At 63.1% G+C, this 12,897-nt stretch carries 13 protein-coding genes and 1 tRNA gene; 5 read left to right on the forward strand and 9 right to left on the reverse strand.

The window, feature by feature from the left end; translation table 11 throughout:
• Nucleotides 1-22: 22 nt before the first annotated feature.
• The 3 genes from phoU (at nt 23) to phoR (ending at nt 2,917) form a co-directional block, all read left to right on the forward strand.
• Nucleotides 23-727, forward strand: a complete 705-nt coding sequence (phoU, locus tag AABE10_RS08975; protein WP_342932898.1) for a phosphate signaling complex protein PhoU — start codon at nt 23-25, stop codon at nt 725-727.
• Between the two features lie 72 nt (nt 728-799).
• Nucleotides 800-1,501, forward strand: coding sequence for a phosphate regulon transcriptional regulator PhoB (gene phoB, locus AABE10_RS08980; protein WP_007748110.1), 702 nt, complete (start codon nt 800-802; stop codon nt 1,499-1,501).
• Between the two features lie 102 nt (nt 1,502-1,603).
• On the forward strand, nt 1,604-2,917 hold the full coding sequence (gene phoR / locus AABE10_RS08985) for a phosphate regulon sensor histidine kinase PhoR (RefSeq protein WP_342932899.1): 1,314 nt from the start codon (nt 1,604-1,606) through the stop codon (nt 2,915-2,917).
• Nucleotides 2,918-3,017: 100 nt separating this feature from the next.
• Here the strand turns inward: phoR and ppk1 are convergent, their stop codons facing one another.
• Entirely contained in the window at nt 3,018-5,081 is a 2,064-nt protein-coding gene (ppk1, locus tag AABE10_RS08990; protein ID WP_342932900.1) for a polyphosphate kinase 1, read from the reverse strand.
• Between the two features lie 198 nt (nt 5,082-5,279).
• On the opposite strand from ppk1, the gene ppx reads away from it, so the two are divergent.
• Complete coding sequence (gene ppx / locus AABE10_RS08995) at nt 5,280-6,869, forward strand: exopolyphosphatase (protein WP_342932901.1); 1,590 nt, start codon at nt 5,280-5,282, stop codon at nt 6,867-6,869.
• Between the two features lie 208 nt (nt 6,870-7,077).
• Here ppx and AABE10_RS09000 read toward each other — a convergent pair whose 3' ends face one another.
• From AABE10_RS09000 to AABE10_RS09020, 5 genes are all read right to left on the reverse strand, one after another.
• Nucleotides 7,078-7,893, reverse strand: coding sequence for a GNAT family N-acetyltransferase (locus AABE10_RS09000; RefSeq protein WP_342932902.1), 816 nt, complete (start codon nt 7,891-7,893; stop codon nt 7,078-7,080).
• Between the two features lie 174 nt (nt 7,894-8,067).
• Entirely contained in the window at nt 8,068-8,526 is a 459-nt protein-coding gene (locus AABE10_RS09005; RefSeq protein ID WP_342932903.1) for a SixA phosphatase family protein, read from the reverse strand.
• A gap of 211 nt (nt 8,527-8,737) precedes the next feature.
• Nucleotides 8,738-8,814: transfer RNA gene (locus AABE10_RS09010), tRNA-Pro, on the reverse strand.
• A 75-nt stretch (nt 8,815-8,889) separates the two neighbouring features.
• Entirely contained in the window at nt 8,890-9,048 is a 159-nt protein-coding gene (locus tag AABE10_RS09015) for a DUF3309 family protein (protein WP_342932904.1), read from the reverse strand.
• A 336-nt stretch (nt 9,049-9,384) separates the two neighbouring features.
• Nucleotides 9,385-9,558, reverse strand: coding sequence for a hypothetical protein (locus AABE10_RS09020; protein WP_342932905.1), 174 nt, complete (start codon nt 9,556-9,558; stop codon nt 9,385-9,387).
• 165 nt (nt 9,559-9,723) lie between these two features.
• Here AABE10_RS09020 and AABE10_RS09025 point away from each other — a divergent pair, with 165 nt between their 5' ends.
• Nucleotides 9,724-9,897 carry a hypothetical protein gene (locus AABE10_RS09025; RefSeq protein ID WP_342932906.1) on the forward strand — a complete coding sequence of 58 codons (174 nt, stop codon included), beginning with the start codon at nt 9,724-9,726 and terminating at the stop codon, nt 9,895-9,897.
• A 45-nt stretch (nt 9,898-9,942) separates the two neighbouring features.
• Here the strand turns inward: AABE10_RS09025 and AABE10_RS09030 are convergent, their stop codons facing one another.
• The 3 genes from AABE10_RS09030 to AABE10_RS09040 all read right to left on the reverse strand — a co-directional run bounded on the left by AABE10_RS09030 (nt 9,943) and on the right by AABE10_RS09040 (nt 12,710).
• Nucleotides 9,943-11,340, reverse strand: coding sequence for an MATE family efflux transporter (locus tag AABE10_RS09030; protein WP_342932907.1), 1,398 nt, complete (start codon nt 11,338-11,340; stop codon nt 9,943-9,945).
• A complete protein-coding gene (locus AABE10_RS09035) occupies nt 11,337-11,645 on the reverse strand; it encodes a DUF2288 domain-containing protein (protein ID WP_342932908.1) in 309 nt (102 codons plus the stop codon). The genes AABE10_RS09030 and AABE10_RS09035 overlap by 4 nt, the downstream gene beginning before the upstream one ends.
• Nucleotides 11,646-12,380: 735 nt before the next feature.
• Nucleotides 12,381-12,710 carry a hypothetical protein gene (locus tag AABE10_RS09040; protein WP_342932909.1) on the reverse strand — a complete coding sequence of 110 codons (330 nt, stop codon included), beginning with the start codon at nt 12,708-12,710 and terminating at the stop codon, nt 12,381-12,383.
• Nucleotides 12,711-12,897: the final 187 nt, after the last annotated feature.

The raw sequence follows: 12,897 nt of genomic DNA on the forward strand, positions 1-12,897 counted from the left end.
GCGCAAGCTTAGGGAGTACGACATGACGGATAAACACCTGTCCAGCCAGTTCGACGCCGACCTGAATCTCGTGTCCTCGAAGGTGCTCGAAATGGGCGGCCTCGTCGAGGCGCAGATCGTCGCCGCGATGAACGCGTTGAACGAATTCGACACGGGCATCGCCGATCAGGTGATCGCAGCCGAAGAGCGCCTGAACACGATGGAAGTCGAGATCGACGAAGAGTGCAGCAACATCATCGCGCGCCGTCAGCCGGCGGCACGCGACCTGCGCCTGTTGATGGCGATCTCGAAGACGATCACGAATCTCGAGCGCGCCGGCGACGAAGCCGAAAAGATCGCGAAGCGCACGAAGCGTCTCTCGGAAGACGGCGCGGCGCGCACGATCAACATCGCCGAAATCAAGCTGTCGGGCGAGATGGCCGTGAGCATTCTGCGCCGCGCGCTCGACGCGTTTGCGCGCCTCGACACCGTGGCCGCCGCGCAGATCGTGCGCGACGACAAGGCGATCGACGAGGAATTCCGCGGTTTCGTCCGCAAGCTGATTTCGTACATGACGGAAGATCCGCGGCTGATTTCCGTGGGCCTCGATTTCCTCTTCATCGCGAAGGCGATCGAGCGGATCGGCGACCACGCGAAGAACATCGCCGAATTCATCATCTACGTGGTGAAGGGCACTGACGTGCGGCACAAGGGGCGCGACGCGCTCGAGCGCGAAGCGCTCAGCTGATGTGCCCTTGATACGCAACCGATCGAATCCGGCAAACCGTTCCCATAGCATTTCGTTTATCAAGAGGCGCCGATGCCCAGCAGTATTCTCGTTATCGAAGATGAACCCGCGATTTCCGAGCTGATCTCGGTCAACTTGCAACATGCGGGCCATTGTCCGATTCGTGCGTACAACGCCGAACAGGCGCAGAACCTGATCAGCGATGTGCTTCCCGACCTCGTGCTGCTCGACTGGATGCTGCCGGGCAAATCGGGCATCGCGTTCGCGCGCGACCTGCGCAACAACGAGCGCACGAAGCACATCCCGATCATCATGCTGACCGCGCGCGGCGACGAGCAGGACAAGGTGCTCGGCCTCGAAATCGGCGCCGACGACTACGTCACGAAGCCGTTTTCGCCGAAGGAACTGATGGCGCGCATCAAGGCGGTGCTGCGCCGTCGCGCGCCGCAACTGACGGAAGACGTCGTTGCGATCAACGGCCTGAAGCTCGACCCGGCGACGCACCGCGTGGCCGCTCATGCGGAAGGCAACGAAATCAAGCTCGACCTCGGTCCGACGGAATTCCGCCTGCTGCATTTCTTCATGACGCATCCGGAGCGCGTGCATAGCCGCACGCAATTGCTCGATCAGGTGTGGGGCGATCACGTATTCGTCGAAGAGCGCACGGTCGACGTGCATATCAAGCGGCTGCGCGCGGCGCTCAAGCCCGCGGGTTGCGATGCGATGATCGAGACGGTGCGTGGCAGCGGCTATCGTCTGGCCAAGAGCGCATAAGGTACACTGGCCGGCAATACGAAGCGCGCTGCGAGGCCTCACCGCAGCGCGCTTTGTTGTCTCTGATGTCTCAAGGTCTGGTCTCTAACGTCGCAGGAACACATGAACATCATCTGGGCGCGCTCCCTGGTATCGCTCGTGCTCCTCGCTGTTCTGTGCGTGGCAGTCGGCATATTCGTCAATACGAAGGTAGCGCTGAGCCTCGCCGTGATTGCGCTGCTCGCGCAGGGTATCTTCAGCACGTTCCACAAGCAGCGTCTATGGCGGCTGCTCGATGCGCCCGTCTACGGCGAAGTGCCGAGTGCGCCAGGCATCTGGGGCGAAATCTATTACCGGCTGCACAAGCTCGCGAAGCGCTGGCACGCGCAGGTGCGCCAGGTCGAGCAGCAGCACTCGCGCTTCATTCAGGCGATCCAGGCATCGCCGAACGGCGTTGCGATGCTTGACGATCACGATCAGATCGAGTGGTGCAATGCGATTTCCGAGCAGCACTTCGGCCTCGACGCGAAACGCGACTTGCGTCAGCACATCACGCATCTCGTGCGTCATCCCGACTTTGTCCGCTACCTGAACTCGCATCAATACGACGAGATGCTGATCATGCGCGGCATGGGCGACAAGCGGCAGAACGTGCTCTCGGTGCAGGTGTTCCCGTACGGCGAGAACCGCAAGCTCGTGCTGTCGCAGGACATCACCGAGCTCGAGCGCACCGACGCGATGCGCCGCGATTTCGTCGCCAACGTGTCGCACGAACTGAAGACGCCGCTGACGGTGCTCGCGGGTTTTCTCGAAACGATGCGCGATATTCCGCTGGATGACGACGAACGCGCGCGCTACCTCGATCTGATGATGCAGCAGGCGCAGCGGATGCAGCACATCGTCAGCGATCTGCTCGTGCTCGCGACGCTCGAAGGCGACAACAAGCCGCCGAGCAACCAGTTGGTCGATATGCGCGCGGTGATCCGGCATCTGCAGGAAGATGCGGAAAGCCTGTCGGCGGGACGTCATCGGATTGCGTTCGATGCTGACGAAGCGCTCACGGTCACGGGCGTCGAAACGGAAATTCTGAGCGCGTTCGGCAACCTCGTCACGAACGCGATCCGCTATACGCCCGACGGCGGCTCGATCAACGTGAGCTGGCGCGCGCAAGGCGGACAGGCGGCATTCGTTGTCGCCGACAGCGGCCTCGGCATTCCCGCTGCGGATATTCCGCGGTTGACGGAGCGCTTCTATCGCGTCGATCGCAGCCGCTCGCGCGACACGGGCGGCACGGGCCTCGGGCTCGCGATCGTCAAGCACGTGCTGCAACGGCACGACGCGCAACTCGAAGTGAAAAGCGAAGAAGGCCGCGGCAGCACGTTCACGGTGCGCTTTCCGGCCGCGCGCACGGCGCTGCTGCATACGACGGCCGCCTGAGACCCAGCGTAACGTTCAGGCGCGAGACGGCGCGCTGAAACGAAAAAGCCCGCAATTTGCGGGCTTTTTTGCATGTCCGCCCAATCGCGGGGCGCGGCGCTTACGAACAGAATTTCGCCAGGAGACTCATCTGCGCATTGCGCGACGACTTGCCCGGACGGCGCCGGCGATAGTGGCCGTCGCTTTGCATCAGCCACGCGGCCTGGTTGTCGCCGAGGAATGCTGAGAGGCCTTCCGCGATCACGCGGCGCTTCAGGCGCCGGTTGTTGACCGGGAATGCGACTTCGACGCGGCGGAAGAAGTTGCGGTCCATCCAGTCGGCGCTCGACAGATAGACCTGCTCGCGGCCGTCGTCGTGGAAGTAGAAGATGCGGTGATGTTCGAGGAAACGACCGACGATCGAGCGGACCGTGATGTTCTCCGACAGCCCTTCGACGCCCGGCTGCAGCGAGCATACGCCGCGCACGATCAGATCGATCTTCACGCCCGCTTGCGAGGCCTCGTACAGTTCCGCGATGACGGTCGGCTCCAGCAGCGCGTTCATCTTCGCGACGATGCGCGCGCGTTTGCCCGCTCGCGCATGCTCGGCCTCCGCGCGAATCGCTTCGACGAGCTTCGGATGCAGCGTGAACGGCGATTGCCACAACTCGTGCAGCGGCAACTCGCCGCCGATGCCCGTCAGTTGCTGAAACACATGGTGCACGTCTTCGCAGATATTCTGATCGGCCGTCATCAGGCCGAAGTCGGTATAGAGCCGTGCCGTGCGCGGATGATAGTTGCCCGTGCCCAGATGCGCGTAGCGCTTCAGAATCGACTTGCCGCCTTCCGATACGCGCCGCACGATCAGCATCATCTTCGCGTGGCACTTGTGGCCGACCACGCCGTACACGACGTGCGCGCCGACGGCTTCGAGCTGCGACGCCCAGTTGATGTTCGTCTCTTCGTCGAAGCGCGCGAGCAGCTCGACGACCACCGTCACTTCCTTGCCGTTGCGCGCGGCCTGCATCAACGCGTCCATCAGCGGCGAATCGGTGCCCGTGCGATAGATGGTCTGCTTGATCGCGACGACGTTCGGGTCCTTCGCGGCTTGCAGCAGCAATTCGAGCACCGGCTGGAAGCTCTCGTACGGATGATGCAGCAGCACGTCGCCCTGATCGATCACGTCGAAGAGGCTCGCGCTGTTGGCGATCTGAGGCGGCGTAGCGGGAATGTGCGGGACGAACTTCAGATCGGGCCGGTCGACCATCTCGGGCAATTGCATCAGACGCACGAGATTCACGGGGCCGTCGACGTAATAGCAGTCCTTCTGCGTCAGACCGCTTTCGTCGAGCAGACGCCGCACGAGATGCGCGGGCGTTTCCGCCGATACTTCGAGCCGCACCGCATTGCCCAGATGGCGCGCGGGCAGTTCGCCCTGCAGCGCGACGCGCAGGTTCGTGATTTCATCTTCGTCGACGAACAGTTCGCTGTTGCGCGTGATGCGGAACTGGTTGCAGCTGCGCACGACCAGATTCGGAAACAGCTCGCCGACAAAGCGTTGCAGCAGCGAACTCAGGAGCACGAAGCCATGCGGATAGCCGGACAGTTCCTGCGGCATGCGCACGAGGCGCGGCAGCGCGCGCGGCGCCTGCACGATGCCCATCACGGCCTGGCGGCCGAACGCGTCCTTGCCCTCCAGCTCGACGACGAAGTTCAGGCTCTTGTTCAGCACGCGCGGAAAAGGGTGCGCGGGATCGAGGCCGATCGGCGTCAGCACGGGCAGCAGTTCATCGAAGAAGTAGTCGCGCGCCCACTGCGTCTGCGCTTCGTTCCATGCTTCCGTGCCGTGAAAGTAGATGCCTTCGTCTTCGAGCGCGGGTAGCACGGTGTCCTGCAGCATCGTGTACTGACGATGCACCAGCTTTTGCGCGCGCTCGACGACGAGATCGTAGACGTGCTGCAGCGACATGCCGTCAGGCGATAGCGCGCCAGGGTTGTCGCGCATCTGTTCCTGAAGGCCGGCCATGCGGACTTCGAAGAATTCGTCGAGATTGCTGCTGGTGATGCAGATGAAGCGCAAGCGTTCGAGGAGAGGGACAGCCGGGTCTGCAGCCTGTGCGAGCACACGCTCGTTGAACCCCAGAATGCCCAGCTCGCGATTCAAAAGAGGGTAGCGGTTGGACATCGGCGGTGAGAATGAGAGATCGGAAGGTGACTCGAAAGGACGCTCGGAAATTCTCACAGTATGATGACAGGTGCGTGAATTGAGGTTTTTCGTAATTTTACGCTTTTGACTCCGCATGTCGTAAATATGACGTAACTATATGTGACCATAGCGCACGACAATGGCGGAGGTGACAGCGCGATGTCCGGTACGCTTAAAATGGCGACTTTGAACAACGCGGTGACGCATGTGTCCGTCAGGGGCGCAGCATCCGCGCGCATGAGGTCCCCCTTCCCGATGGTCAATACTCCGCCACTACTCGCCGCCGTCGATCTCGGCTCGAACAGCTTCCGTCTGATCGTGGGCCGCGTCGAAGAAACCGACGCGGGCAGCCAGATCTATCAGGTGGACGCGCTGCGCGAACCGGTGCGGCTCGGAGCCGGACTGTCGCGCGAGAAAATGCTGGACCGCGCTTCGCAGGTGCGCGGGTGGGATGCGCTCAAGCGCTTCGGCGAGCGTCTGCGCGATTTCCATCCCGATCATGTGCGCGCCGTCGCGACCAACACGCTGCGCGTCGCGAAGAATGCGGAGGAATTTCTGGGCGAAGCGGAAGCGGCGCTCGGTTTTCCCATCGAAGTCATTGCAGGCCGTGAAGAAGCGCGCCTGATCTATGCTGGCGCCGCGCATTCGGTGCCGGCGAGCGCGGGCAAGCGGCTCGTCGTCGACATCGGCGGCGGCTCGACGGAATTCATCATCGGTTCGCACTACACGCCGATCAGAATGGAGAGCCTGTATATCGGCTGCGTGAGCCACAGCCGGCAGTTTTTCCCGTCGGGCAACGTCGACGAATACACGATGCGCCAGGCCGAACTCGCGGCCTCGCGCGAAATCCAGATCATTTCGGCCGACTACAAGGCGGAAGGCTGGGAGCAGGGTATCGGCTCGTCGGGCACGGCGCGCGCGTTGGCTGAACTCGTCGAGGCGAACGGCTTCAACGATCAGGGCATCACGCACGGCATTTCGCGAGGTGGCCTCGAACGTCTGAAGCGCGCGCTGATCAAGGCGGAAAACGTCAACCGGCTCAAGCTCGTCGCGCTCAAGCCGGACCGCGTGCCCGTGCTGGCGGGTGGGCTCTCGATCATGATCGCGGTGTTCGACGAGCTCGGCGTCGACTACGTCGATACGACGGACGGCGCATTGCGCCTGGGCGTGCTGTACGACCTGCTTGGCCGTTCGCAGCATCAGGACATGCGCACGATCACGGTCGAAGGCTTCATGCGGCGCTACGGCGTCGATCGCGCGCAAGCGAGCCGTATCGGCGAACTCGCCGTGAACTTCTACGATCAGCTCGACGAGCCCGATGCGGAAGTGCGCGAAGAGAACCGGATGTTCCTCGGCTGGGCCGCTGCACTGCATGAAATCGGCCTGTCGATTTCGCACAGCGCGTATCACAAGCATTCGGCGTATATCGCGAGCAACGCGGACATGCCGGGGTTTTCGCGCACCGATCAGGCACGCCTTGCGGCGCTTGTCGTCGGCCATGCGGGCAAGCTCGGCAAGCTCGCGCAGACGCGCGATCTCGAATGGAAGCTGCTGTTCTGCCTGCGGCTTGCAGCGCTCTTTTGCCGTCGCCGTGCCGATGCCGGTTTGCCGGAGATCCACGTCGCGGAAGCGAACGCCGGCTACGAAGTACGCCTGCCCAATTCGTGGGTCGCGAACAATCCGCTGACGGACTACAGCCTGATCCAGGAAGCGGCGGAGTGGGAGAAGATTCGCACGCCGTATCGCGTCGTCTATACGGACGATTGATCGCCCAACCCGCATGCGCTTTCGATGTGGAAGCTGCGCGTGTGCATCGCATCTCATGCTGCAAACAGAAAAGCCCGTCGATTGCCGGGCTTTTTTGTTTTTCTCTTCGATGTATCCGGTTCGCGATGAGGCGAACGCGTTGCCTGTCGCCAGGTATTGCGCATCGCGCATTGCGCGGCTCGAACCGCGCAATGCGCTCGCGAGTCGCTTAACGCGGCAGCACGTCGCCGAGGAAATGGCGTGCGTAACGCGCGTTGATCTCCGACAGGCGGAACAGCGTCAGGAAGTCAGCCGTGTTGAAGTCGGGGTCCCAGGCCGGTGCGCCGCAAATCTTCGCGCCAAGGCGCAGATAGCCCTTGACGAGCGGCGGCGGCGCGACTTTCGCGCCCGTCTGCAATTCGTCGACAGGCAACGGCGTGTGCGGGAACGCGCGATATTCGGGCGCGGTCAGCACGTCGTCTTGCAGCGACGCGTACAGGTTCGCCGCGTAGTGGCCGCCGTCGGCCATCGCGACGCTCGCGCAGCCGAGCATCGTCTCGTAGCCGTTGTGCTGCATGTACGAGCCGAGCCCCGCCCACAGCGACATGATCACCGAGCCGCTGCGATAGTCGGGGTGCACGCACGAGCGGCCCACTTCGACCATCTTCGAGCGCAGGTGCGTGAGGCGCGAGATGTCGAACTCGCCCTCGGCGTACAGACGGCCGATGCGCGCCGCCTGGTGCGGCGGCAGCACGCGATACGTGCCGACGACCTTGAGCGTGTCGAGATCGCGGACAATCAGGTGATCGCAGTAAGCGTCGAACGAATCGACGTCGAGGCCGGCGGGACCGGACAGGCACGCGCCCATCTCCTCGGCGAAGACGCGGTAACGCAGACGCTGCGCTTCGCGAAGCTCCTCGTCGGTGCGAGCCCACGACACTTGCAGACGATGCTGGGCAGTGACCGTTTCTTCCGTGCGCGGCAGGCGGCGCCGCGGCTCGAGGATCGATGCGAAGGGCAGGGTTGGCGTCGGCAGTTCTCGCATTGGCGTTCCTGGTCGAAAATGTGAAATTCGCTTCGACGCCAATGTAGTAATGCCCGGTGACGCTCACGTGGCAATGCTATGACGATTCGATGACGTGTCGTAAGGCCGACGCTTTCGTGGCGCCTTCGACGGTCATTCGCTGTTTTTCTGCCACGTCTGAACACGCGGCGCGGATCAAAGAAAGTCGGGGCCGATCACCGCGCGCAGGACTGCTTCTCCGTCGTTGCCGCGGTTGCGGCTTTCGATCCACCAGATCGCCGATTTCTTGATCGACCAGCTCGCGCCGCTATCGGCGAGCAGGCGCGCGACGACGTGGCCGAGCGTCGGCTGATGGCCGACGACGACGACCGTCGACGCGATGCCGTCGGGCCAGCCGGCAGCCGTGAGGATATCGGTGGCGCTGGCGTCCGGCGCGATTTCACGCACGACGCGGTACTGGTCCGTCAGCGATTCGGCCGTCTGCACCGTGCGCGTGGCGGGGCTCGCGAGGATGACGGCATCGTCGGAAAGGCGCGCGCGCAGCCATTTCGCGGACGCCTGCGCCTGCTTGCGGCCGCGTGCCGTCAGCTGGCGGGCGAGGTCGCTCGACGCGACGTCTTCGGCTTCGGCATGACGCCAGAGGATCAGGTTCATTGCGATGTCTCCAGGGGCTCGTATCGGCTGGTATCGACAGTATGGACAACGCGCGGTGAGGGGAGTTTTGTTTTGTCGGCGGGTGTTTTCGGGCGATGCGGTCGGACGGTTCTTCGTTGGCTGCTTCGAGCCCGTCTCGCGCGTAGACAAGCTGAAAAGAAAAAACCCGTGGCACCAGAGGTGACACGGGTTTTGTCGACAGCTTTATTGGTGGTCGGAGCGAAAGGATTCGAACCTTCGACCCTCTGATCCCAAATCAGATGCGCTACCAGGCTGCGCTACGCTCCGACGCGAGCCAGAGATTGTATCCGCATTGACGATTGCGCGTCAATCTCGGTCGCAGCCAGCCGTCAGGCATCGCGGTCATATCTGTCCCATCAACAGCAGCACAATGACGACGATCAGCACCACGCCGACGAGCCCCGTCGGGCGGTAGCCCCACTCTCGGCTATAGGGCCAGCTTGGCAGCGCGCCGATCAAGAGCAGGATTACCACGATCAACAGAATGGTTCCGAGGGTCATGTTATCTCTCCTTATATGGCCGGGCCACGGATGGAGACCGCTCGACGCGTGCGAGAGCAGCATGACGACGCGCGGCCGCCGGGCCGATTGTCGAACGCGCCGGATGCGCGTTTCACGGCTTACAAATCAGCAAGGCATATGCCCGGCTCGCAGCGGAGATGACGGGAGGCGAAGGGCGGAAAACGAGAGGAAGCGCGCGTTGAACGCGCACAAACGCCGCGCCTGGAAAGCGCGGACACGCGCATGCAGACGACGTGCGCCCGTCAGACCGACGCACGTGCCCTGCGAAAATTCAGGCGAACAAAAAACGCGCGCCGCAAGCGCGGCGCGTAGAACTCAGTGCCTGCGGCGCATCTTGTCGAACACGTGATGCTCGGCGAGCCAGTGGTGCATCATCCCTTCGCCGTGATGTTCGCGGCGATAGGTGCGCGATTCGAAAACCGATAGTGCGAGCAGCACCAGCAATCCCACAGCGAGTCCAATCAGGCCTGCGATCGATTCGGCATCCATGGCTGTCTCCTTCAGCGACTGCAACCATATGGCTACATAGTAGGACAACCGTCGCCAGTTGGTGCAATGCGGATCAAGACCGCTGACGCGACGCACAATGCGCTTTGCGGGTAGACTCGTGACCCCGACATCATTCGTCGATGCTCACTTCCGTTCGACACGTTTATGAAGCGCTTCCTGCTGGCCACCTCGCTGTTTTCGCTGTTCGCCCTGTCGGCATGTGCCGACGACACGACCATTCATCATCGCGTGCCGCCGAAGGACCCGGCGGACTATCACGGCGTGCCGACCGACGATCGCCCGCCTGCAATGATCGACGCGCCCGTCGCGCCGAAATAAAGCGCGCGCTCAGAGCGATTTGCATCGGCACAAGGCAGACGCTACTCAGCCGTGACGGGCCGTCGCAGCCGGCCCCACGTCACGCGCGAGACACGGCAGCAAGCGTGCCAGCGTGAGGCCGCGAGCGGCCATGAAGAGCAGCAGCGCGGCCCAGAGGCCATGATTGCCGTAGGGGCCGAGGAGCGCCCATGATGCCGCGAGAAATACGCCCAGCGAGATGATCATCGACGTCATCAGATCGCGCGTGCGCGTCGCGCCGATGAACACGCCGTCGAGCAGAAAACCCCAGACGGAAACGACGGGCGAAAGCGCTGTCCACGGCAGGAAGGCTTGCGCCGTCGCGCGCACGGCGGGCTGATCGGTGAGTCCTTCGACGATCCGCGCCCCCGCCGCCCAGTAGACGATCGTGAAGCACAGCGCGCCGAGCGCCGCCCAGAGCATCGTCGCCTTGACGGCGCGCTGGAACGCATCGCGATTGCGCGCGCCGATCGCCGCGCCGACGAGTGCCTCGGCCGCGTGCGCGAAGCCGTCGAGCCCATACGCCATGAAGGTCTGAAAGTTGAGCAGCAGCGCATTCGCGGCGAGCGTGGCGTCGCCTTGCCGCGCGCCGAGATGCGCGAACCAGCCGAACGTGCCGAGCAGACACATCGTGCGAACGAAGATATCGCGGTTGATCGCGACCATGCGCTTCAACGCATCGCGATCGAGCAGCGCCGCGCGTTCGAGCGGCGGCAGGCCGCGCGGACGCATCTGCCATAGCAGCACGGCGCCGAACGCGAAGCCGAGCGCGTCGGCTGTCGCGGTCGCGGCGCCGATGCCCGCGACGCCCCAATGGAACGCATACACGTACAGCAGCACGGCGACGATGTTCACGGTGTTGATGAACACCTGCGTGACCAGCGCGACGCGCACGCGCTGCGTGCCGAGAAGCCAGCCGAGCACGACATAGTTCGCGAGCGCGAGCGGCGCGGCCCAGATGCGCGCGTGACAGTAGGCGCGCGCATGGCGCTGCACTTCATCGCTGCCGCCGATCGCGCGCACCGCGAAGTCGATCAGCGGCACCTGCAAGGCCAGCACAACGGCGCCGATCGCGAACGCGAGCAGCAGCGCGCGCACGATGTTCATGCGCAGACCGGCCTGATCGTCGGCGCCGAACGACTGCGCGACGAGCCCCGTCGTGCCCATGCGCAGAAAGCCGAATCCCCAGAACACGAAGTTGAAGAAGAGTCCGCCCAGGGCCACGCCGCCGAGGTACGACGCGCTGTCCAGATGCCCGGCGACGGCAGTATCGACGGCGCCGAGAACTGGTTGGGTCAGATTGGCGAGGACGATCGGAAACGCGAGCGTCAGCACGCGTCGATGCCAGCGTACGGGCACAGCGGATGCGGACGGAGCGTCCAGCGCGGCCGGGTCTCCGGCGCGATCGTTCGCGCGGTCGTTCAACCGCGCTCCTGCACGCAGACCCACGGCGACACGACGACGGCCCACAGGTCCGGATCGCGTGCCGCGAAGTCGGCGGCCGTCTCCGATTGCACGCGCTCGACGAGGCCCGCAGACAGCCATTGCGTGACCTGCGTCGTGTCGTCGTTGGCGATCGCCTCGGCGACGCGCACGAGATCGAGATCGCGCGCGACGCGCAACAGCATGCCGCGCGCAAAGAAGCGTTCGAGTTCCGTCCAGCCGATCTTCGCGGTTTCACCGAGCAGTTTCTGGTAGAGCGGGCTTTGCGGCGTATCGGAGGAAGTCATGGCGATCGTTGAACAGCATAGTGTGACTGGGCGTGCGGGCGGCGAGCGCCGACACGGGCGGGCGTAACTATAAACCATAGGCGACGATCGCAATTTTGGCCGCGCGGCTTTTCCGTCGTCATGAAGCGCGACGCAATAACGAAGCCAGCTTCGCGATGCTCGAACCGCCACATCAATAAGCCGATTAATCGCTGAACGTTTGCGCTTTAATACCGCATTCGATAAACGATGCGAATAGCCCAATGGCGCCCGCTCTTCATCCGTTAAATCTGACAAAAAACCCGCAAAGAATCGTAACGGAAGGGTGCGTTGGCGCACCAAGTTTTGCGCATGTCATCATCGAAGTGAAATGCGTGAATTGACGCAATGCATGAGTGTCAGCCGATTCGCACGCGTTATTTCATGAAGTTCCGAAAGGCGCGCTATGCGTGGGTTTGCGGGCAACAGGCTATTGCGCGGACTAACCATCCGACTAAAGGAATCGAGTTGATTCGGTTTCCAAATCGAGTGCCGCGACATTCAGTTCGACTTCAAACCGTGCGCCGACTCACACTATTCGCACAATTAATCGATTGCGTGGCTATAGGCGCGTTGCTAGATTTCGTTTCGGCGCATGGTGAACCGGTCCTTTGCCGATATGCGCCGAACCCCCGTTTGCCCGGCCTTTGCGCCGGGCCTTTTTTTGCCATACGCGATAAACATCAGACAACCATAACGGCGGCTGACGCACGAGCGTTATTGCTTGCAGCGGACCACCATCGAACGGTTCTTCACGTTCGCGCCGAGTACGCCGCCGAGCGAGCCGCCCGCGGTCGCGCCGTTGTCGACGTCCTTCGAGATCACGTCGTAGCCATACGCGCCGCATGTTTCGCCGGCGCGCTTGTAGCACTCGCCCCAGTTCTGGCTCGCGTCACTGCCGCTGCAGTTGATCGCGAAGCCGGTTTCGCCGTTTGGCAGATAGGTGAGCGTCGTCGAGCCGGAGCTCGCGCAGCCTGCGAGGCCAGCCAGCGCGACGATCGCGGCGCTGGCGGCCGCTGCACGAATTGCCGCAAGGGCGTTTTTCATCGGAATATCCTCTCTGTATCGTTGCGCCATTCGAGCGGTGCCGGCACGCCGGGCAACGAATGTGCCGGCCCGCATGACTGACTGATGGAGCCGCGCAAGTGCCGTCGGGTTTCCTTGCGCGGTGTGCGCGGTCGCGCATCTTGTCCAGGGGCTGTGGCCTGGCCCTCGCCTGTGGCCTATATAACCG

Source organism: Paraburkholderia diazotrophica (assembly GCF_038900755.1).
In the GTDB taxonomy this organism is placed as follows: domain Bacteria; phylum Pseudomonadota; class Gammaproteobacteria; order Burkholderiales; family Burkholderiaceae; genus Paraburkholderia; species Paraburkholderia diazotrophica_A.

Coding starts and splice junctions, on each gene's coding strand:
- AABE10_RS09035 (WP_342932908.1), bottom strand. CDS start 11,645: ATGACTTCCTCCGATACGCCGCAAAGCCCGCTCTACCAGAAACTGCTC.
- AABE10_RS09025 (WP_342932906.1), top strand. CDS start 9,724: ATGAAGCGCTTCCTGCTGGCCACCTCGCTGTTTTCGCTGTTCGCCCTG.
- AABE10_RS09005 (WP_342932903.1), bottom strand. CDS start 8,526: ATGAACCTGATCCTCTGGCGTCATGCCGAAGCCGAAGACGTCGCGTCG.
- phoR (WP_342932899.1), top strand. CDS start 1,604: ATGAACATCATCTGGGCGCGCTCCCTGGTATCGCTCGTGCTCCTCGCT.
- AABE10_RS09000 (WP_342932902.1), bottom strand. CDS start 7,893: ATGCGAGAACTGCCGACGCCAACCCTGCCCTTCGCATCGATCCTCGAG.
- phoU (WP_342932898.1), top strand. CDS start 23: ATGACGGATAAACACCTGTCCAGCCAGTTCGACGCCGACCTGAATCTC.
- ppx (WP_342932901.1), top strand. CDS start 5,280: ATGGCGACTTTGAACAACGCGGTGACGCATGTGTCCGTCAGGGGCGCA.
- ppk1 (WP_342932900.1), bottom strand. CDS start 5,081: ATGTCCAACCGCTACCCTCTTTTGAATCGCGAGCTGGGCATTCTGGGG.
- AABE10_RS09015 (WP_342932904.1), bottom strand. CDS start 9,048: ATGACCCTCGGAACCATTCTGTTGATCGTGGTAATCCTGCTCTTGATC.
- AABE10_RS09040 (WP_342932909.1), bottom strand. CDS start 12,710: ATGAAAAACGCCCTTGCGGCAATTCGTGCAGCGGCCGCCAGCGCCGCG.
- AABE10_RS09020 (WP_342932905.1), bottom strand. CDS start 9,558: ATGGATGCCGAATCGATCGCAGGCCTGATTGGACTCGCTGTGGGATTG.
- phoB (WP_007748110.1), top strand. CDS start 800: ATGCCCAGCAGTATTCTCGTTATCGAAGATGAACCCGCGATTTCCGAG.